This is a genomic window from Helicobacter pylori oki112 (assembly GCF_000600085.1).
In the GTDB taxonomy this organism is placed as follows: domain Bacteria; phylum Campylobacterota; class Campylobacteria; order Campylobacterales; family Helicobacteraceae; genus Helicobacter; species Helicobacter pylori_CY.
In genome coordinates this window covers 1,494,147-1,513,685 of sequence record NZ_CP006821.1, presented here as the reverse complement: position 1 = coordinate 1,513,685, position 19,539 = coordinate 1,494,147, and the positions used below count along the sequence as shown (strand labels likewise).

At 39.8% G+C, this 19,539-nt stretch carries 18 protein-coding genes; 15 read left to right on the top strand and 3 right to left on the bottom strand.

From position 1 onward, the window contains the following. Window positions 1-3 precede the first annotated feature (3 nt). From HPOKI112_RS07295 to HPOKI112_RS07285, 3 genes are read right to left on the bottom strand one after another with little or no spacing between them, the layout of a single operon-like run. A complete protein-coding gene (locus HPOKI112_RS07295) occupies window positions 4-1,347 on the bottom strand; it encodes a UDP-N-acetylmuramoyl-L-alanyl-D-glutamate--2,6-diaminopimelate ligase (RefSeq protein WP_025310045.1) in 1,344 nt (447 codons plus the stop codon). A 3-nt stretch (window positions 1,348-1,350) separates the two neighbouring features. Further along, complete coding sequence (locus HPOKI112_RS07290; protein WP_025276445.1) at window positions 1,351-1,962, bottom strand: hypothetical protein; 612 nt, start codon at window positions 1,960-1,962, stop codon at window positions 1,351-1,353. Between the two features lie 11 nt (window positions 1,963-1,973). Then, entirely contained in the window at window positions 1,974-2,243 is a 270-nt protein-coding gene (locus HPOKI112_RS07285) for a NifU family protein (RefSeq protein ID WP_000569296.1), read from the bottom strand. A 138-nt stretch (window positions 2,244-2,381) separates the two neighbouring features. Here HPOKI112_RS07285 and HPOKI112_RS07280 point away from each other — a divergent pair, with 138 nt between their 5' ends. From HPOKI112_RS07280 to flgA, 15 genes are all read left to right on the top strand, one after another. Then, entirely contained in the window at window positions 2,382-3,983 is a 1,602-nt protein-coding gene (locus HPOKI112_RS07280; RefSeq protein ID WP_025277188.1) for an inorganic phosphate transporter, read from the top strand. A gap of 104 nt (window positions 3,984-4,087) precedes the next feature. After that, complete coding sequence (locus HPOKI112_RS07275) at window positions 4,088-5,437, top strand: hemolysin family protein (protein WP_025310044.1); 1,350 nt, start codon at window positions 4,088-4,090, stop codon at window positions 5,435-5,437. Continuing rightward, window positions 5,434-6,966, top strand: a complete 1,533-nt coding sequence (locus HPOKI112_RS07270; RefSeq protein WP_025276442.1) for a TolC family protein — start codon at window positions 5,434-5,436, stop codon at window positions 6,964-6,966. The genes HPOKI112_RS07275 and HPOKI112_RS07270 overlap by 4 nt, the downstream gene beginning before the upstream one ends. An 11-nt stretch (window positions 6,967-6,977) precedes the next feature. Further along, complete coding sequence (locus HPOKI112_RS07265; protein ID WP_000071819.1) at window positions 6,978-7,967, top strand: HlyD family secretion protein; 990 nt, start codon at window positions 6,978-6,980, stop codon at window positions 7,965-7,967. 11 nt (window positions 7,968-7,978) lie between these two features. Further along, entirely contained in the window at window positions 7,979-9,076 is a 1,098-nt protein-coding gene (locus HPOKI112_RS07260) for an ABC transporter permease (RefSeq protein ID WP_025277185.1), read from the top strand. After that, entirely contained in the window at window positions 9,073-10,203 is a 1,131-nt protein-coding gene (locus tag HPOKI112_RS07255; RefSeq protein ID WP_025276440.1) for an ABC transporter permease, read from the top strand. The genes HPOKI112_RS07260 and HPOKI112_RS07255 overlap by 4 nt, the downstream gene beginning before the upstream one ends. Beyond that, on the top strand, window positions 10,190-10,762 hold the full coding sequence (locus tag HPOKI112_RS07250) for a YigZ family protein (protein ID WP_025276439.1): 573 nt from the start codon (window positions 10,190-10,192) through the stop codon (window positions 10,760-10,762). Before HPOKI112_RS07255 ends, HPOKI112_RS07250 begins: the two co-directional genes overlap by 14 nt. Window positions 10,763-10,772: 10 nt before the next feature. Next, window positions 10,773-11,219, top strand: coding sequence for a protoporphyrinogen oxidase HemJ (gene hemJ / locus HPOKI112_RS07245; RefSeq protein ID WP_025276438.1), 447 nt, complete (start codon window positions 10,773-10,775; stop codon window positions 11,217-11,219). A 26-nt stretch (window positions 11,220-11,245) separates the two neighbouring features. Beyond that, on the top strand, window positions 11,246-11,986 hold the full coding sequence (gene ubiE / locus HPOKI112_RS07240) for a bifunctional demethylmenaquinone methyltransferase/2-methoxy-6-polyprenyl-1,4-benzoquinol methylase UbiE (protein WP_000711710.1): 741 nt from the start codon (window positions 11,246-11,248) through the stop codon (window positions 11,984-11,986). A 9-nt stretch (window positions 11,987-11,995) separates the two neighbouring features. Beyond that, the gene (locus tag HPOKI112_RS07235) at window positions 11,996-12,247 is read left to right on the top strand and encodes an exodeoxyribonuclease VII small subunit (RefSeq protein ID WP_015428367.1); all 252 of its coding nucleotides are present in this window, start codon (window positions 11,996-11,998) and stop codon (window positions 12,245-12,247) included. Between the two features lie 3 nt (window positions 12,248-12,250). Then, window positions 12,251-13,048 carry a carbon-nitrogen hydrolase family protein gene (locus HPOKI112_RS07230; protein WP_015428366.1) on the top strand — a complete coding sequence of 266 codons (798 nt, stop codon included), beginning with the start codon at window positions 12,251-12,253 and terminating at the stop codon, window positions 13,046-13,048. After that, window positions 13,049-14,296 carry a serine--tRNA ligase gene (gene serS, locus HPOKI112_RS07225; protein WP_025310043.1) on the top strand — a complete coding sequence of 416 codons (1,248 nt, stop codon included), beginning with the start codon at window positions 13,049-13,051 and terminating at the stop codon, window positions 14,294-14,296. It abuts the gene before it with no gap. Between the two features lie 9 nt (window positions 14,297-14,305). Then, window positions 14,306-16,840 (top strand): tetratricopeptide repeat protein, encoded by a 2,535-nt coding sequence (locus HPOKI112_RS07220; RefSeq protein ID WP_025310042.1) that lies wholly within the window; start codon window positions 14,306-14,308, stop codon window positions 16,838-16,840. Beyond that, entirely contained in the window at window positions 16,840-18,885 is a 2,046-nt protein-coding gene (uvrD, locus tag HPOKI112_RS07215; protein ID WP_025310041.1) for a DNA helicase UvrD, read from the top strand. Before HPOKI112_RS07220 ends, uvrD begins: the two co-directional genes overlap by 1 nt. Further along, entirely contained in the window at window positions 18,882-19,538 is a 657-nt protein-coding gene (gene flgA, locus HPOKI112_RS07210) for a flagellar basal body P-ring formation chaperone FlgA (protein ID WP_025310040.1), read from the top strand. Before uvrD ends, flgA begins: the two co-directional genes overlap by 4 nt. The last annotated feature ends 1 nt before the right edge of the window (window position 19,539 follow it).

Genomic DNA, 19,539 nt, shown 5'->3' with positions numbered 1-19,539 from the left:
GTTTTATCCTTGTTTTAAATGTTGGTAATAGCTTTTAACGACTTCTTGGTCGCTAAAAAAAATCGTTTTGTCTTTAAAGATTTGAGTGTTTTCATCGCCCTTGCCTAAAATCAACAACACCTCATCGTCTTTTAAATTTTCTAAAGCGTTTAAAATGGCTTTTTTTCGGTCTTTTTCTATAATGACTTTAGAAGAATTATTGATGCCTTTTAAAATATCCTTAATAATGTCTTCTTCGTTTTCGCTTCTGGGGTTGTCTGAAGTTAAGATGATTTGATGCGCGTAACAACTCGCTATCGCTCCCATTTTAGGGCGCTTGGTTTTATCCCTATCGCCCCCTGCTCCAAAAAGAGCGGTGATCTTTTGGTTTTTAAAGCTTTCAAAGACTTGTTGCATGCCGTCTGTGGTGTGGGCAAAATCCACAACCACTAAAGGTTTAGAATGCACAATTTCCAAACGCCCCTTCACCCCATAAAAGTTTTCTAACAACGGTGCAATCGCTTCTAGCGGTAATTGAGTGAGTAATTTGACCCCTAAAACGCCCGCTAAGATATTATAAAGGTTGTAACGCCCTAAAAGGGGGGAATGGATGAGAGCGATTTCTTTAAGATTGGGATCTCTTAAATCTTGTTGGTAGCATAAAGACGCGCTAATAAAGGGGTTGAGCGAAAAGGCTTGAACATTTAAATGCGCTTTTTTATCCAGCGCGTAAGTGTGCGCGTTAATGGGGTTAAAAAGGGCGTTTGTTTCATCTCTGTTGATGACTTTCAAGCCCTCATCTTTAAAAAAGCTGTTTTTAGCGTCTCTGTAATTTTCTATATTTTGATGGAAATCTAAATGATCGCTTGTGATATTGGTTAAGATTTTAAGGGCAAAATCAAGCCCGGCAATGCGCTTTTGGACAATCGCATGGGAGCTCACTTCCATAATGAAATATTCGCACCCCAAACGAATCGCTTCTTCTAAATCGCTATAAAGCTCTAAAAGAGTGGGCGTAGTCAAGCCCTTTTCCTTGATTCGTTCATCGTTGATAAAAAACCCTCTTGTGCCTAAAAGAGCGGTCTTTTTATTCAAATCTAAGAGTAAGGAATACATCAAACTCGCTGTGGTCGTTTTACCATTAGTGCCAGTAATCCCTACAATTTTAATCTTAAAATCAAAGTAGTTTTTAAGCTCGTTAGAATCTAAAATAGCCAGGTTTTTTTCTGCAATTAAAGGAGAGTATTTTTCGTTTAAAGGCGTTTTGATAAAAAGGATTTCTTCAGGGTTTTCTAAAACTTCATTCGTGTTATCGCTTAAAAAAGAATAGGTGCGGTTGCGATAAGTCAGGGTTTTTTTAAGTTTCATTTTTTAAGCCTTATTGGATTTGAGAGCGTCTTCCAAAAGAGAACGCAAAAATTTATCGTAAATAAAAGAATCTTCATGCATGTTTTCAATGTAATTTATTGCTAATTCATAATAGCCATAATGGTTCAATTCTTTCAAAAATTCATAAAAATCCTCTTTATTGTCAAAAATCACCCTAGAGCTGAACATCAAATCTTCAAACGCTTCCTTAAAACCGCGCTCCAAGCTCAAGCGTTTGAAATCCGCGTACAAAATGCCATTCAACTCCTCGCCTTTTTGAGAAATTTGCGCGTCAATCTTTTCAGCCATTTGGTTTAGCCCCTTATCAAAAGAAGCGATCAAATTGATGATTTGCTCTTCAGCCTGGTTTTTTAAACTCCGTTTTTGCATAGCGATCAGGCTTTGATACAATTCATAAAAGCTATGGGCTTCTTTAGGGAAATCCTTAGCGATGTCGCTTAATAACGCCCCCACTTTGGCTTTTTGGTTGTCTTTATCCAAAAACAAAACTTCAGAAAAAAGGCGTAACGCTTCAGTGTAATGGGCTTGCTTGAACGCTAAAAAGCCATCTTTAATCAATGCGCGCTTTTTAAATTCATAATCAAACTTTTGCATGCCTATAATCCTTAAAGCTTATCAAACTCCTTAGCATTTTCTAAGCACACCACTTCTAAATTGGGGTGAATGTCCATTTTAAGCTGCCTTTCAATGACATTTTTTAAAGTGATTTTACTGCTAGAGCAAGTCTTGCACGCTCCCTCTAAAGCCACATAAATTTTCATGCTTTTCACCCCTAGCACTTCAATATTGCCGCCATCTTTGAGCAAGTAAGGGCGGATCTTTTCTATCACAATACGCACCGGTTTTTGTAAATCTTCATCGCTAAATTCTATCATTTTTTAAAACTCTCTTTAAAATTTTACTTTAAGATACCATATAGTGAGCCATTTTTATCAAACAACGCTTTTTAAGAGTGGCTCAAGGGCTAATTGGATAGAATAGAGCCACTACTAGAATAAGGTTTTTATGACGATATGGAAATTAAAAACATCAAAGAGTTTGAAAAAGCTTCCAAAAAACTCCAAAAAGACACTTTAAAGATCGCTCTCGCTCTTTTGTTTCTCATTGGTGTCGCTTTGCTCGCTCTTATTTTTGGGCAGGCTAATTCTAAGGGATTGTTGCTTATTTTTGCGGCTGTGATTGGGGGGTATATGGCGATGAATATTGGCGCGAACGATGTGTCTAATAATGTCGGCCCTGCCGTAGGCTCTAAAGCCATTAGCATGGGTGGGGCGATTTTGATTGCTGGGATTTGTGAAATGCTTGGAGCGATCATTGCCGGGGGGGAAGTGGTCTCTACGATTAAGGGCCGTATCGTTTCGCCTGAATTTATTAATGATGCGCATGTTTTCATTAATGTCATGTTGGCTAGCCTTTTGAGTGGGGCGTTGTGGTTGCATGTAGCGACTTTAATTGGCGCTCCTGTTTCCACTTCACACTCTGTGGTCGGGGGGATTTTGGGGGCTGGAATGGCAGCAGCTGGAATGGTGGCTGTCAATTGGCATTTTTTATCAGGTATTGTAGCGAGTTGGGTAATTTCGCCTTTAATGGGGGCTTTGATAGCCATGTTTTTTTTAATGCTCATTAAAAAGACTATCGCTTATAAAGAAGATAAAAAGAGCGCGGCTTTAAAGGTCGTGCCTTACTTGGTAGCGTTGATGAGCTTAACATTCAGTTGGTATTTGATGGTTAAGGTTTTAAAACGCCTCTATGCGCTGGATTTTGAAATCCAACTGGCTTGTGGCTGCATCCTTGCGCTTTTAATCTTTATCCTTTTTAAAAGGTTTGTGTTAAAGAAAGCCCCGCAATTAGAAAACAGCCATGAAAGCATTAATGAGCTTTTTAATGTCCCTTTGATTTTTGCCGCTGCGCTTTTAAGCTTTGCGCATGGGGCTAATGATGTGGCTAACGCTATAGGCCCACTAGCGGCCATCAGTCAAACTTTAGAAGATGCAAATAGCCCTATAGGGAATACTTTAAGCTCTGTGCCGTTGTGGATTATGGTAGTAGGGGCAGCTGGGATTGCTTTAGGCTTGAGTTTGTATGGGCCAAAGCTCATTAAAACGGTGGGGTCAGAAATCACAGAATTAGACAAAATGCAAGCCTTTTGCATCGCGCTTTCTGCAGTCATCACCGTGCTTTTAGCCTCTCAATTGGGCTTGCCTGTGAGCTCTACGCATATTGTGGTGGGCGCGGTGTTTGGGGTGGGCTTTTTAAGGGAGCGCTTAAGAGAGCAATCCAGAAGGCGTTTTGCTAGGATCAGAGATAATATTGTAGCGGCGCACTTTGGGGAAGATTTAGAAGAAATTGAAGGCTTTTTAGAGCGCTTTGATAAAGCCAATTTGAAAGAAAAATCGCTCATGCTAGAGAGTTTGAAGAAAAGCAAGAACACCGCCATCGCTTTGGAATTGAAAAAGAAAGAAAAAAAGTCGCTTAAAAAAGTGTATAAAGAAGAAGTGATCAAACGCTCCATTTTAAAAAAGATTGTTACCGCTTGGTTGGTAACCGTGCCGGTTTCTGCGCTTTTAGGTGCACTTCTTTTTGTGGCTCTTGGTTTTATAGAAAAGTATTTCTAGGGTTTTTGAAGGCTTGATTTTTAAAGTTAGGCTTAATCTTTTATGTTAAAATTCTAAGATTTTATCTTTATTTTATATTGATCGTTAGGTTTTAGGTTTAAATCATGGGGAGGAATCAAGGAGCTTATTTGGATCCGTCTGAATCGATTTTGATGTTGATGGTTGCTTTTTTATTGGTGCTGTTGAACGCTTTTTTTGTGCTTTCAGAGTTTGCCCTTGTGAAAGTGCGTAAAACCCGCTTAGAAGAGCTGGTTAAAATCGGTAATTCCAACGCTAAACTCGCTTTAAAGATGAGTCAAAGACTAGACACTTATTTGAGCGCTACGCAGTTAGGCATCACCCTTTCTTCATTAGCTTTAGGCTGGGTGGGTGAGCCCGCTATCGCAAAATTGTTAGCCGCGCTGTTTGAGTCTTTGGATTTGAGAGAAAATCCTATTTTTATCCATTCAATGAGCGTGGTCATAGCGTTTTTAAGCATCACTTTTTTGCATGTCGTGCTAGGCGAGATTGTGCCTAAATCTTTAGCGATCGCTAAATCTGAAAAAGCCGCTCTTTTTGCCGCACGCCCTTTGCATGTGTTTTGGGTCGTGTTTTACCCGGTGGTGCGCTTGTTTGATGTGATCGCTCATTTCTTTTTAAAAAAAGTGGGCATCAATCCTAAAGAACATGAGGGCACGCATTCTGAAGAAGAGTTAAAAATCATTGTGGGCGAGAGTTTGAGAGAGGGCATTATTGATTCAGTGGAGGGTGAAATCATTAAAAACGCGGTGGATTTTTCTGACACGAGCGCTAAAGAAATCATGACCCCACGAAAAGACATGGTGTGTTTGGACGAAGAAAACAGCTATGAAGAAAATATAGACATTGTTTTAAAAAGCCACTTCACGCGCTACCCTTATTGTAAAGGTTCTAAAGATAACATTATCGGCATGGTGCATATTAGGGATTTGCTTTCGCGCTCTATTTTTACCCCCAAAATGCATGATTTCAATCAAATCGTTAGGAAAATGATCATCGTCCCTGAAAGCGCTTCTATTTCTCAAATCCTTATTAAAATGAAAAAAGAGCAAATCCATACCGCTTTAGTGATTGATGAATACGGCGGCACGGCCGGGTTGCTCACTATGGAAGACATTATTGAAGAGATCATGGGGGAAATTAGCGACGAATACGACTTGAAACAAGAGGGCGTGAACAAGCTTGAAGATGGCGTGTTTGAATTAGAGGGCATGCTGGATTTAGAAAGCGTAGAAGAAGTGCTTCACATTGAATTTGACAAAGAATGCGAGCAGGTAACGCTTGGGGGCTATGTTTTTAGCTTGTTAGAGCGCATGCCTATGGAGGGGGATACAATCGTTTCGCATGGGTATGCCTTTGAAGTCTTAAGCGTGGATGGGGCTAGGATAAAACGCTTAAAAGCGGTTAAACAAGATCAGGGAGAAAATGAAGCATGAAAAAAACAACCCTCTTTGTATTGAGCCTGTTGTTCAATAGCTCTTTGAACGCTGTTGATGGAGTTCCTAAAACCGAGCCTTCTTCTTTGAATTTGGCTGAAGATAGCCTACCTTTGAACCATCCTAACGCTCAAAAGCTCTCCTTAAAAAACGCATGGGCTAGGGTATTGTCTAATCATGAAGGCTTGCATGCGCAAGAATACGCCATTAAAAGAGCGAGTAAAATGAAATTAGCGGCTAAGCTTTCTTTTTTGCCTCAAATTGATTTGAGCGCTTTTTATGTGTACCTCTCTAACCCCATTAAAATGGATTTTGCCAGCCAAAAACAACCGGGCGTGCAAAAAGCCACCAACCAGATCCATCAAGGCTTGCAAAACATCCAACAAAATATCCCCCCTCAAGTATTAACCCCTCAAATCCAAGCGGGCATGCAAGGGGTGATGCAAGGCTTTGGGGCTTTGAGCAGCACTTTAGAAGCCCCCTTATTGTTTTCTAAGCAAAATGTGGTGATTGGGGCTTTGAGCATTATTTATCCCCTTTATATGGGTGGGGCAAGATTCACGATGGTGCGCATTGCGGATTTGATGCAAAAAGACGCTAATGAAGTGTATCGTTTGAAAAAGCTTTCCACTTTTCAAGAGCTTGTGAGCGTGTATTATGGCATGGTGTTAAACGCAGAAGTGGCTGAAACTTTAGAAGAGGTAGAAAAAGGCCATTATAAGCATTTCCAAAACGCTTTAAAAATGCAAAAAGTAGGGCAAATCGCTAGGGTAGAAACCTTAGGCGCTCAAGTGGCTTATGATAAGGCCCATATCGCTAGCGTTAAGGCTAAAGACGTGTTAGAAGTTTCGCAGCTTTCGTTCAATTCTATTTTGTCTAGTAAAGACGATTTAGCGCCTTCAAGCAAATTAGAGATCCACACAGAGAAAAATCTGCCCGATTTGAGCTTTTTTGTTGCTTCCACGCTCAATTCTTACCCGGTTTTAAAGACTTTAGAAAATCAGATTCAAATTTCTAAAGAAAACACAAAACTGCAGATCGCTAAATTCTTGCCCCAAGTGAGTTTTTTTGGCTCTTATCTCATGAAGCAAAACAATTCGGTGTTTGAAGACATGATCCCTAGTTGGTTTGTGGGCGTGGCGGGGCGCATGCCCATACTCTCCCCCACAGGGCGTATCCAAAAATACCAAGCGAGCAAATTAGCCGAGTTGCAAGCTAATAGCGAACAAATCCAGGCTAAAAAAAACATGGAATTGTTGGTGAATAAGACTTATAAAGAGACGCTTTCTTATTTGAAAGAATACAAAAGCTTGCTTTCTAGCGTGGAATTAGCCAAGGAAAATTTAAAACTCCAAGAGCAGGCTTTTTTACAAGGCTTAAGCACGAACGCCCAAGTCATTGATGCAAGGAACACGCTTTCTTCTATCATCGTGGAGCAAAAAAGCGTGGCTTATAAATACATCGTTTCATTAGCGAATTTAATGGCGTTAAGCGATCATATTGATTTATTTTATGAATTTGTTTATTAAAGGAAAAAATCATGTCAAATAGCATGTTGGATAAAAATAAAGCGATTCTTACAGGGGGTGGGGCTTTATTGTTAGGGCTAATCGTGCTTTTTTATTTGGCTTATCGCCCTAAGGCTGAAGTGTTGCAAGGGTTTTTGGAAGCCAGAGAATACAGCGTGAGCTCCAAAGTCCCTGGGCGCATTGAAAAGGTGTTTGTTAAAAAAGGCGATCACATTAAAAAGGGCGATTTGGTTTTTAGCATTTCTAGCCCTGAATTAGAAGCCAAGCTCGCTCAAGCTGAAGCCGGGCATAAAGCCGCTAAAGCGCTTAGCGATGAAGTCAAAAGAGGCTCAAGAGATGAAACGATCAATTCTGCAAGAGACGTTTGGCAAGCGGCAAAATCCCAAGCGACTCTAGCCAAAGAGACTTATAAGCGCGTTCAAGATTTGTATGATAACGGCGTGGCGAGTTTGCAAAAGCGCGATGAAGCCTATGCGGCTTATGAAAGCACCAAATACAACGAGAGCGCGGCTTATCAAAAGTATAAAATGGCTTTAGGGGGGGCGAGCTCTGAAAGTAAGATTGCCGCTAAGGCTAAAGAGAGCGCGGCTTTAGGGCAAGTGAATGAAGTGGAATCTTATTTAAAAGATGTCAAAGCGACAGCCCCAATTGATGGGGAAGTGAGTAATGTGCTTTTAAGCGGTGGCGAGCTTAGCCCTAAGGGTTTTCCTGTGGTTTTAATGATAGATTTAAAGGATAGTTGGTTAAAAATCAGCGTGCCTGAAAAGTATTTGAACGAGTTTAAGGTGGGTAAGGAATTTGAAGGTTATATCCCGGCGTTGAAAAAAAGCGCGAAATTCAGGGTCAAATATTTGAGCGTGATGGGGGATTTTGCGACTTGGAAAGCGACAAATAATTCCAACACTTACGACATGAAAAGCTATGAAGTGGAGGCCATACCCTTAGAAGAGTTGGAAAATTTTAGGGTAGGGATGAGCGTGTTAGTTACCATTAAACCTTAAAAAGGATTGTTTTGTTCAAATTGATAAGCGCATGGGTTTTACAAGACAAGTTCTTGTTTGTCGTGTGTTTTATATTGCCTTTTTGTTTAGGGGTTTTAGGCACGCAAATCTTTAAACAAGAAATCCCAAGACAGCTCCCTATCGTGGTGGTAGATTTGGATAAGACCACTACAAGCCATCAGGTAGCGTTTGAATTGGGCGCAACGAGTGCACTTCAAATCAAATACCAAGTGGCTAGCCTTTTAGAAGCCAAACGCTTTTTAAATTCCGCTGAAGCGTATGGGGCGTTAGTTTTGCCTAGAGATTTAGAGAAAAAAATCAAAATGGGGCGAAAGGTGGATTTGCCCTTTTATTATAACGCTGAATATGTTTTAGTGGGGAAAACGCTCAAAAACGCCTTCTTACAAACCGCTTTAACTTTAGACGCTAAAACCTTAGCCACCAAAGCTTTAGTGCGAGATTCCAATTTGATTTCTGCTAAAGCTCAAGCAATGCCTATTGTTTTGCAATTGCATGCCCTATACAATGAAGAAAACAATTACACGCAATACCTTTTAAGCGTGATGCTGCCTTGCATGTGGCTTATTTTCATTGCGATTGGCATGCTCAATTTCATCCAAAAAACCTCTAACATGCGCGAGCTTTTAATCAGTATTGTAGCGAATGTGTGCGTGTTTAGTTTTTGGGGGATGGGTATGGCGTTTTATTTTAATTTCATTGGCATGCAGGGGAATTATGCACATTTGTTGTTGGTCTTTTTGGCGGTAGTTTTAATGGCACTCGTTATGAGCGGGTTTGTGGTGCTAGTTTATGGCATTTCAAAAAGCGTTATTGAAACCGCGGGCGCGATTGGGGTCTATACCGCTCCAAGCTTTGCGTTTGCTGGGGTTACTTACCCGCAAAACAACATGGAAATTTTTGGGGATTTTTGGAGCCATTGCTTGCCTATTAGCCATTTTATGAAGTTCTTTTTACAAGAGGCTTATTATAAGACAGATTTTACCGAGTCTTTAAATTCGTTAATGCCGCTTGTGTTCTTTTTGATTTTTTTAGCTTTAGGGCTTTTGATTTTTTATTTTTCTTTTAAAAAAGATAAGGCTAGTGCATGAATTTTTTTAAAATCCTTTTAATGGAGTTAAGGGCTATTGTTTCTCATAAAGGCGTTTTGTTAATCCTTATAGGCGCTCCTTTAATCTATGGCTTATTATACCCTTTGCCTTATTTGAAAGACATCGTAACGCAACAAAAAATCGCCCTTGTAGATGAAGACAATTCCTTCCTTTCTAGGCAATTAGCCTTCATGGCGCAAAGCTCCAACGAGTTAGAAATCGCTTTTTTTAGCCCCTCTATGCTGGAAGCTAAAAAGCTTTTAAAAGAAGAAAAAATTTATGGGATCTTGCATATCCCTTCGCATTTTGAAGCCAATATCCATAAACAAGTGCCTGTAACGATAGATTTTTATGCGAATTCCAATTACTTTTTGATTTATGGCGCGTTAGCGAATGCGGTGGTGGAGAGCATCAACGCTTTAAACGATGAAATAAGGTTCAAACGCAACGCCCAAATAGAAGAAGCTGAATTAGGGACAGACGGGATTAAAATCAGGCCTATCGCTTTGTATAACCCTAGTGAGGGGTATTTGAATTACGCGCTCTCTAGCGTGTTTATTTTCATTTTACACCAGGTGATGCTCATTGCAAGCAGCATGTTTACTAGCTCCAGGCGTTTGGAATTGGCCCTTTTAGACAAGAAAGAAATCGCTTTAAGGCTGTGCACAAGACTCTTGGTGTTTATGGGAGCGTTTAGTGTTTTTGTTTTATGGTATTTTGGGGCGCTGTTTTCTTTTTACGGGATCGAACGGCATGGAAGCGCTTTAATGGTGTTTTTGAATAGCTCCATCTTCATGCTTGCAACCTTGAGTTTGGGGTCGTTTTTAGGCGCATGGATCAAAAATGAAGCCCACACCACTCAAATCGTTTTAATCTCTTCTTTGCCCTTGATTTTTATGATGGGTTTTGTGTGGCCTTTTGAATCCTTGCCCTCTTATTTACAGGTTTTTGTTCAAATAGTGCCGGCTTATCATGGGATCAGTTTGTTAGGGCGATTGAATCAAATGCATGCGGAATTTATAGATGTTTCTGTGCATTTTTATGTGCTTATTGCGATTTTTATCGTGAGTTTTATAGGGAGTGTCTTTAAACTCAGCTCTTTAAAGAAAGCTTGTGAAAACGCTTAAAAACCTCATCGCTTCCAAGCACCAGACTAAAGCGTCTCGTTTTTTAGGGTATCTCATGCCTTTTAGCGATTTTGAAAAAACCCTTTTACAATTGAAAAAAGAGCATTTTAAAGCCGCGCATTTTGTAACGGCGTTCCGCTATTCTTTGGAGGGCAAAATCACGGAGGGTTTTAGCGATGATGGCGAGCCTAAAGGGAGTTCAGGCATGTCTATGCTTAGCGTTTTGAGACGAGAGGATTTAATCAATATAGGATTAGTGAGCGTGCGTTATTTTGGAGGCACGCTTTTAGGGGTGGGGGGATTGATGAAAGCTTATGCTAAGAGCGCGTTATTGTGCGTAGAAAACGCTCAAAAAGAAAACGCTTTGAAGGATTTTGTGGAGTTGGAAACTTTAAGCGCTCATTATTCTTACAAAGAATTAGACGCTCTTCAGCGTGAAATTAAGAAATTTAGTTTACAATTAAGCAAAAAGAATTTTTCAAACCAAAGCGTGGAAGTGGAAATCAGTGGCACGAGAGAAAATTTGCAAGCGTTTTTACAACAAAATAAGATAAATTAGGGAGAGTGGTATGGGATTTTTGAATGGGTATTTTTTATGGGTTAAGGCTTTCCATGTGATAGCGGTCATTTCGTGGATGGCGGCGTTATTTTATTTGCCACGCCTTTTTGTCTATCATGCAGAAAACGCGCATAAAAAGGAATTTGTAGGAGTGGTTCAAATCCAAGAAAAAAAGCTTTATTCCTTTATCGCTTCACCAGCTATGGGTTTCACGCTTATTACAGGGATTTTAATGCTGTTAATTGCCCCTGAAATGCTTAAAAGTGGGGGTTGGTTGCATGCTAAGTTGGCTTTAGTGATCTTACTTTTAGCCTATCATTTTTATTGCAAAAAATGCATGCGCGAGCTGGAAAAAGACCCTACAAGAAGAAACGCAAGGTTTTATCGCGTGTTTAATGAAATACCCACGATTTTAATGATTCTCATTGTGATCTTAGTGGTTGTCAAGCCTTTTTAAAGACAAGCCATGAAAAAAGAAAAGTCATGAAGAAAGAAAAGCACCTCAAGCAAGAAAAAATCATCAACATGTTTGATGATATAGCCAGCTCTTACGATCAAGCCAACCGCTTGATGAGTTTTGGCTTAGATGTTAAATGGCGCCAAAGGGCTTGCGAGCATGCGTTTTTGTTTTTGGAAAATAAGAAAGCGTTAAGGCTTGTGGATGTGGCATGCGGGACGGGGGATATGCTTGTGGCTTGGCAAAAAAGCGCTCTAAATTGCGGCATAGAGTTTAAGGAATGTTTGGGGATTGACCCCTCTAATAACATGCTTGAATTAGCCATTAAAAAATGTGAAGAGCTTGAAAATAAAGCTTCTTTCATCCAAGCTCAAGCCAAAGATTTAAAGGGCGTTGAAAATAACAGCGTGGATATCCTTTCCATTGCGTATGGCTTGCGCAATATCGTGGAAAGACAAGAAGCTTTAAAAGAGTTTTTTAGGGTGTTAAAGCCTAGGGGCGTTTTAGTGATTTTAGAATTTTTAAAAAAGGACAACCCCACATGGCTAGATAAAATCTCAGGGTTTTACACGAATAAGGTTTTGCCTTTAGTGGGAGGGGCTATCAGTAAGAATTATGGCGCTTATTCTTATTTACCGCAATCCATTGAGGGGTTTTTGAGTTTGGAGGGCTTGAAACATGAATTAAAAAACGCAGGTTTTGAGATTTTAAGGACTGAAGATTCTATCGCTCAAATTTCAACGACCATGCTTGTTAAAAAAAGCTAAAGGAATGTTATGCAAGATGAATTATTTGAAACCGAAAAAATCCCCCCAAAAAACGCTAAAAACGCCCCTAAAAAAAGCTTTGAAGAGCATGTTCATTCCCTAGAGCAAGCCATAGATCGCTTGAATGATCCCAATTTATCCTTAAAAGACGGGATGGATTTGTATAAAACGGCCATGCAAGAGTTGGTTTTGGCTCAAAAGCTTTTAGAAAACGCTTATTTGGAGTATGAAAAACTCCAAACGCCAGACAAAAAGGCTTAAAGGATGCGAGTGTTTGCTTTACAATTAGAGTCTTTTAAAGAAACCCTCATGCAATCCTTATTCAACTCCATACCCGAGCAAAGCGTAATCGTGTTGCCTGAATACGTGATCAACCCCTTTTTCCACCATAACATGGGATTGGATTTGAATGAAATCAGCGATCAGTCCAAGCGAGCGGTTGAATTTTTATCGCAAAAATGCGAAGAACTAGACTTAATTATCTCAGCCCCAGTGCTTTTAGAAGAACATTCTAAAATCTATAAAAAAATCGCTCTCATTTCTAAAGAAAGCGTGAAGTATTACACGCAACAACGCTTAATCCCCTATTCTCACTGGGATGAAGAGAGCTTTTTTGACAATGAAAAAAGCGCTTTTAAAGAATTGCTCGTCTTTGAAAGAGACGGCTTGAGAATCGCTCCTTTGTTTGGCTTTGAAGCGCATTTTGATGAAATATGGGTTCAGGCTAAAAATCAGGGCGTGGATGTGGTGCTTTTAAGCAGTGTGGCCACCTTTGAATCCAATGAAAGGTGGCGGCTTTTGTGCCAGATGCGCGCTTTTTGCGCTTCTTGCGTGGTGGTTAGGGCTAATAGAATCGGAGCGTATCGCCAAATCATTGTAGAAGAAGATCAAAAAAACGAATTTTTGTGGAAATTTTATGGGGATAGTTTTGTGGCTTTGCCTAATGGCACTATTGAAGATTCTTTAGAGGGTAAAATGGGGGCTTTGAGCGCTCAAATGGATAAAAATGAAATTGATGAATGGGCTAAATTGTGGCATTTTAGAACGATTAAAGAGGGTTGAATGATTGATAGAAAACTTTTATTGCAAGATTTTGACAGGGTGGCTCTTTCTTTAAAAAAGCGTAATAATGCGATGGATGATTCATTGGAGCGTTTGCGCGAAGTCATCACGCGTTATAAAAAGCGACTCATTGAATTAGAAGGCCTGCAAGCCTTTCAAAACAAGGTTTCTAAAGAATTTGGTATCAAAATGGCTCAAAAAGTGGATGCAAGCGATCTCAAAAAAGAGCTAGAAAACAATAAAATCAAACTGAATGAGCTTTCCAAAAGCGTGGGCGAATTGGAGCAACAAATAGATTTGAAGCTTTCCATAATCCCTAATTTAGTGGATGAAAAAACCCCTTTAGGCGCAAGCGAAGAAGACAATATAGAGATTAAAAAAATCTTAACCCCAAGGGTTTTCACTTTCAAACCCAAAGAGCATTTTGAACTCGCTCAACAAAATGGCTGGATTGATTTTGAAAGCGGCGTGAAACTCGCCAAAAGCCGTTTTTCTGTCATTAGGGGTTTTGGGGCTAAAATTTATCGTGCGCTCATCCATTTAATGTTAGATTTTAACGAAAAAAATGGCTTTGAAATCATCTACACGCCGGCGTTAGTGAATGAAAAAATGCTTTTTGGGACCGGGCAATTACCCAAATTCAAAGAAGATGTTTTCAAAATAGAAAATGAAAATTTGTATTTGATCCCCACCTCTGAAGTAACGCTCACTAATCTATACAACGACACGATTGTTAGCGTTGAAAATCTCCCTATTAAAATGACCGCGCACACGCCTTGTTTTAGGAGCGAAGCAGGGAGCGCGGGCAAGGACACAAGGGGGATGATAAGACAGCACCAATTTGATAAAGTGGAGCTAGTGGCTATCACGCACCCTAAAGAAAGCGATGTTATGCAAGAGCATATGCTAGAGAGTGCCAGCGAAATTTTAAAGGCTTTGGAATTACCGCACCGGTTTGTGCAATTGTGCAGTGGGGATTTAGGATTTAGCGCAAGCAACACGATAGATATTGAAGTGTGGCTGCCCGGGCAAAATTGCTACCGAGAAATCAGCTCGGTGTCTAACACGAGGGATTTTCAAGCCAGGCGCGCCAAAATCCGCTTCAAAGAAAATCAAAAAAACCAATTAGCGCACACCTTAAACGGCTCTTCTTTAGCGGTAGGCAGGACGATGGTCGCTTTAATGGAAAACCACCAGCAAGCGGATGGGAGCATTCATATTCCTAAGGCGTTAGAAAAATACCTTTAAGGCTAGTTTGTGCTGAATGAAGAGCAAAATTCATTAGAAGAAAAAGGGGGCGAAAATAAAAACAAAAAAGAAACCCCCCTAAAGGGCATTCATTCTAAAATCCCCTCTTTTAAGCAGGCTTTAGAGCAAACACTCAATAAAATCAAAAGCTCTAAAGAGTTTTTTAAACAATTTTTACACAATAAAAAAAAGCTTTATATCGCGCTTGGAATATTGCTTTCACTCATCGCGCTCATTGTAATTTTGAGTTTGTTACTAGGGCATAAAAAAGAAAATAAACAAACTTCTTTACAAACTAATACCGCCACCACCAATAACGAAACGCCTAATAACACCAACAACGCTAACAACACACAAGCCGAGGGGCAAATAGAGAATTTAGACTTACCCGATTTAATCGGCAAGGATTCCCTCAAACGAAACGATGAAAATCAAGTGGATGCGATGATGAAAAAAGCGAGCCTTTTGTATGAGCAAGGGCAAAAAGATGAAGCTTTGCATTTGTTTGACAAAGCCGCTTCTTTTTCGCAAGGGATTGCGAGCCATAATTTAGGGGTGATTAAGTTTAAGGAAAAGGATTTTAACGGGGCGTTGGATTTGTTTGATTCCGGCATCGCTTCTAAAGAAAACGCGAGCGTGAGCGCGATTGATGCGTTAGTGAGCGCTTATCATTTGCAAGATGAGGATTTGTATTATCATTATCTAAAAATTGTAAGAGACACTTTGTATAAAGACTATAAAAAGTCTTTTTATTCCTACGCTTACGCACTCAAATCCTATTACGCTGGAGAGTATTTTGAAGCCCTTTCGCCTTTAATGCACCCTAATTCCAACGCCTTTTTAAAGCCTAACGCGCGCTTAGCGTCTAAATTGTTTTTGATGTTTAAAGATGAAACGAACGCTTACAAGCAATTACAAAAAAGCGCAAACGCCCAAGATGAGCTTGCTTTAGGGCTTTTGCAGGCGCGTTTGGGCCATTACAAGCAGGCTTTGGAGCATTTGCAGCATTATTTGCACAACTACCCTAAAGATTTAAACGCTTTAATGGCTTTGGAATTGGTGAGTTTGAAAAAAGGCGACACCCTTAAAGCGAGCGAAGCCTTAAAATTAGCCAGCCACACAAAAGAAGACACGCTATTAGCCAACTCTTTTTACCCCATCAAGCCCACTATAAACCCTGTTTTTTTGGATAAAGAAAGAGCCAAAGAGCGTTTTTGGAACACGCAATATTTTGAAGGCAAAAGGGATTTTATCTACCGCTTGCTCTTTTATTACGCTCCTTTTAAGGTTTTAGACTCTAAAGAAACCTTAGGCGTGATTGAAGAAGGGCTGTTTCTTTTAGACTCTGATGCACAAAAGGATTTAGAGGGGGCAAGCCTTGCTTTTAAAAGGGGGCGTTTGATGGCGATAGCGGATAAAAACGCGCTCAAAGGGTTGAAAGCGTTAGAAAACAAGCACTTAAAAAAAGCCCTTGCTTTTTTTGATTTGTCTTTAAAAAACAGCCCCAATAACGCGCTCCTCCATTATAATACGGGCTTGATTTATGCGCAATTGGAAAATTACCACAAAGCCTATTTCCATTTTTTAAGGGCTTTCCATTTGAATTCCGCGGATTATTTGAGCGCGATTTTTGCAATTTTAGCCTCGCATTTCACCCACGAAGACACCACGGAGTTTTTAAGAGAAATCACAGAGAATTTTTATAGTCAGGATTTTTCTAGCCCCACGCAAAAAGCTTTACTCTCTTCGCTCATCGCTTATTTGAATTACCGCACCAATTGGGATATGGACTGGCTTAAAAACGCCCCTAAAAAGCTCCCTTTTTATTACGCGCTAGAAGCGGTGTTCGCTAAAGAGAGCAAGGATAAAAAATTGATGGTGCAATCTTTTGGGAATTTAAAAAAAATGCTCCCTAAAGATCTCATCTCTAATATCTTTTATGAAATCGTTTCGTATTATGATGCGAGCATCCGGCACACTTTAAGCATTTACACCCTTTTAGATTCGCGTAAAATCAGTTGGGATCAAACCATGCAAGGGCCCATTTTAGGGCGTCATTTCTACACTTACATGGGATTTATGGTCAATGATTTGGATCATCAAGAAAGATTATTAGAGCAAAAAATCGCCAGTTTAGAAGAGGGCGAAGCCCCTAACGATTGGTTAGAAAATTTAGCGCTAGTGAGCTTGTTTCAAGGCCAGTATGAAAAAGCGAGCGCGTTGTATCAAAACTTAATAAGCGATCTTAAGGACAATGAGGTGCACTTAAAAATCCTAGCGGGTTTGACTTATATCGCGCAGAATAATTACAATAACGCCGCTTTATGGCTAGAACTAGGGAAACTAGACGATCCTAATAATGAAAATATCCGTTACGCTTTAGGGTTGTTGTATCAAAGAAAAGGGGACTTGAAATCAGCGCTAAACCATTTTTTAGCCATTAAAACCTCTGATTTTTCTTCGCCTTATTTTGATTTTGAAATTGATACCAACCTTTTAAAAGAGCGTTTGAACCAAGAAAAAAAGGGCGAGTTTTTAGAATAATGGATTTTGAAAAAAGTATTTTAGACCATTTAAATGATGCGCAAAAAATCGCTGCAAGCCACATTCAAGGGCCATTGCTCATTTTAGCGGGAGCTGGGAGCGGTAAGACTAAGACTTTAACGAGCCGTTTAGCGTATTTGATTGGCGCTTGTGGCGTGCCTAGCGAGAACACTTTAACGCTCACTTTCACCAATAAAGCGAGTAAAGAAATGCAAGAAAGGGCTTTGAAATTGTTGAAAAACCAAGCCCTTATCCCCCCCTTGCTTTGCACTTTCCATCGTTTTGGTTTGCTGTTTTTAAGGCAACACATGGGCCTTTTAAAAAGAGCGTGCGATTTTTCGGTATTAGATAGCGATGAAGTCAAAACGCTGTGCAAACAGCTCAAAATTTCAAGCTTTAGAGCCAGTATTTCTCAAATCAAAAACGGCATGATGGATTTAAGCATGCAAGATAGCGAATGCTATAAAGCGTATGAGCTTTATCAAAACGCACTCAAAAAAGACAATTTAGTGGATTTTGACGATTTGCTTTTTTTAAGCCTTAAGATTTTACAAGATAATGAAAAACTCGCCAAAGAGATTAGCGAGCGCTACCATTACATTATGGTAGATGAGTATCAAGACACGAACGCCCTGCAATTGGAATTTTTAAAAAAATTGAGTTTCACGCACCATAATTTGTGCGTGGTGGGCGATGACGATCAGAGCATTTATGGTTTTAGGGGGGCTGATATTTCTAACATTTTAAATTTTTCCAAGCATTTTAAAGGGGCTAAGGTGGTGAAATTAGAGACCAACTACCGCTCTAGCGCTGAAATTTTAGCGTGTGCTAACTCCCTTATTAGCCACAACCAACACCGGCATATTAAAACGCTTCAAAGTTTCAAAGGCTCGCATAAAAGCGTGGTTTGTAAAGAATATTTGACGCAAAAAGAAGAGAGCCTGGATGTGGCTTATCAAGTCAAAGCCCTTTTAAAGAATGGCGAAAATTTAGAAAATATCGCTATTTTGTATCGCTTAAACGGGCTTAGCCGCAGCATTGAAGAGAGCCTAAACGCTTTGAATATTCCTTATAGGCTCATTGGGGCGGTGAGTTTCTATGAAAGAGCGGAGGTTAAAGACGCTTTGGCGTTCATGCATTTAGTGGCTAAAAAAGACGATCGCTTTTTTATTAAGCGTGTTTTAAACAAGCCTTCAAGAGGCCTTGGCAAGATCACTCAAGAGTTGATTTTTTCTCTTTTAGATGATGAGGGTTTGAATTTAGAAGAAGCGTTAAAACTTGGGGCGTTTAAAGACAAATTAAACCCTAAAAACGAACACGCTTTAAAGAAATTCACCGCTATGATAGGGCGTTTGAGGGAGACTTTTGAAATTTCAGTAGAGGAGTTTTGCGCTCGGTTTTTAGAAGAGACTAACCTTTTAAAAAGCTATGAAAAAGAAGACAATTACGAAGAAAGAGAGGGTTTTGTTAAAGAGCTTTTAAGCTTATTGAAAGAGCATTTTAAAACTAACCCCACGCATTCTTTACTGGATTTTTTGAATGAAAGCGTGCTAGATGTCCATAACACAGAAAACGCGCAAAAAGTGAGTTGCATGAGCGTGCATATGAGTAAGGGCTTGGAGTTTAAGCATGTGTTTGTGATCGGGTTAGAAGAAGGGTTTTTCCCGCATAGGGGGTTCAATCAAGAAAGCGATTTAGAAGAAGAAAGGCGCTTGGCTTATGTAGCGATCACTAGGGCTAAAGAAGGATTGCAGCTCTCTTATGTCAAAGAGCGTTCGTATTTTGGGAGGAAAATTTCTTGCTCGTCCTCTGTGTTTTTAGAAGAAGCCAAGTTGCTCAATCAAGACAACCCCCCTAAACAGAATTATCAAAAAGACGCGCCCATTAAAGTGGGGGACTTGATCAGGCATAAGATTTTTGGCACTGGGAGGGTTTTAGGCGTAGAAAAAGGCTTGAGCGGTTTGTGCTTGAAAATCAATTGCGGAGGGAATGTCTATGATAAAATCTCAGAAAAATTTGTAGAAAAAGTGGATAACGGGTTTTGAAATTTTTAATCCTTTTTTTTATCTGTTTAAACGCATTGTTTGCCCTAGATTCAAACGCGCTTAAAACAGAGATTAAAGAAGCTTACCTTAAAGAATACAAAGACTTAAAATTAGAAATTGAAACCATTAACTTAGAAATCCCAGAGCACTTTTCTAACGCTTCCATTTTAAGCTATGAATTAAACGCTTCTAACAAGCTTAAAAAAGATGGGGTCGTGTTTTTAAGGTTGGAAAATGAGCCTAATTTACGCCTACCGGTGCGTTATAGCGTGATAGGCAGCATGCAGGCTTTTAAAAGCATAGGAGCGATTAAAAAAGATGAAAACATCACCGCTAACAACACCCAAAAAGAGCGCATTCCTTTTGGCACGCTTTCTAACCCCTTATTAGAGGGCGCGATTGATAAAGTGAGCGCGAAACATTTTATCCCCCCTAACACGCTTTTAAGCGCGGATAAAACCCAAGCCCTAATCATCGTGCGTAAAAATGACATCATCACTGGGGTGTATGAAGAGGGGCAAATCAGCATAGAAATAAGCCTAAAAGCCCTAGAAAATGGCGCGCTCCATCAAGTCATTCAAGCGAAAAATGTAGAAAGCAATAAAATCTTAAAAGCAAAAGTGTTGAGCAGCTCTAAAGCACAAATCTTATAAA

Excerpts from the sequence above, each read along its gene's own strand:
- HPOKI112_RS07295 (WP_025310045.1), bottom strand. The coding sequence starts at position 1,347 with ATGAAACTTAAAAAAACCCTGACTTATCGCAACCGCACCTATTCTTTT.
- HPOKI112_RS07290 (WP_025276445.1), bottom strand. The coding sequence starts at position 1,962 with ATGCAAAAGTTTGATTATGAATTTAAAAAGCGCGCATTGATTAAAGAT.
- HPOKI112_RS07285 (WP_000569296.1), bottom strand. The coding sequence starts at position 2,243 with ATGATAGAATTTAGCGATGAAGATTTACAAAAACCGGTGCGTATTGTG.
- HPOKI112_RS07280 (WP_025277188.1), top strand. The coding sequence starts at position 2,382 with ATGGAAATTAAAAACATCAAAGAGTTTGAAAAAGCTTCCAAAAAACTC.
- HPOKI112_RS07275 (WP_025310044.1), top strand. The coding sequence starts at position 4,088 with ATGGGGAGGAATCAAGGAGCTTATTTGGATCCGTCTGAATCGATTTTG.
- HPOKI112_RS07270 (WP_025276442.1), top strand. The coding sequence starts at position 5,434 with ATGAAAAAAACAACCCTCTTTGTATTGAGCCTGTTGTTCAATAGCTCT.
- HPOKI112_RS07265 (WP_000071819.1), top strand. The coding sequence starts at position 6,978 with ATGTCAAATAGCATGTTGGATAAAAATAAAGCGATTCTTACAGGGGGT.
- HPOKI112_RS07255 (WP_025276440.1), top strand. The coding sequence starts at position 9,073 with ATGAATTTTTTTAAAATCCTTTTAATGGAGTTAAGGGCTATTGTTTCT.
- hemJ (WP_025276438.1), top strand. The coding sequence starts at position 10,773 with ATGGGATTTTTGAATGGGTATTTTTTATGGGTTAAGGCTTTCCATGTG.
- ubiE (WP_000711710.1), top strand. The coding sequence starts at position 11,246 with ATGAAGAAAGAAAAGCACCTCAAGCAAGAAAAAATCATCAACATGTTT.
- HPOKI112_RS07235 (WP_015428367.1), top strand. The coding sequence starts at position 11,996 with ATGCAAGATGAATTATTTGAAACCGAAAAAATCCCCCCAAAAAACGCT.
- HPOKI112_RS07230 (WP_015428366.1), top strand. The coding sequence starts at position 12,251 with ATGCGAGTGTTTGCTTTACAATTAGAGTCTTTTAAAGAAACCCTCATG.
- serS (WP_025310043.1), top strand. The coding sequence starts at position 13,049 with ATGATTGATAGAAAACTTTTATTGCAAGATTTTGACAGGGTGGCTCTT.
- uvrD (WP_025310041.1), top strand. The coding sequence starts at position 16,840 with ATGGATTTTGAAAAAAGTATTTTAGACCATTTAAATGATGCGCAAAAA.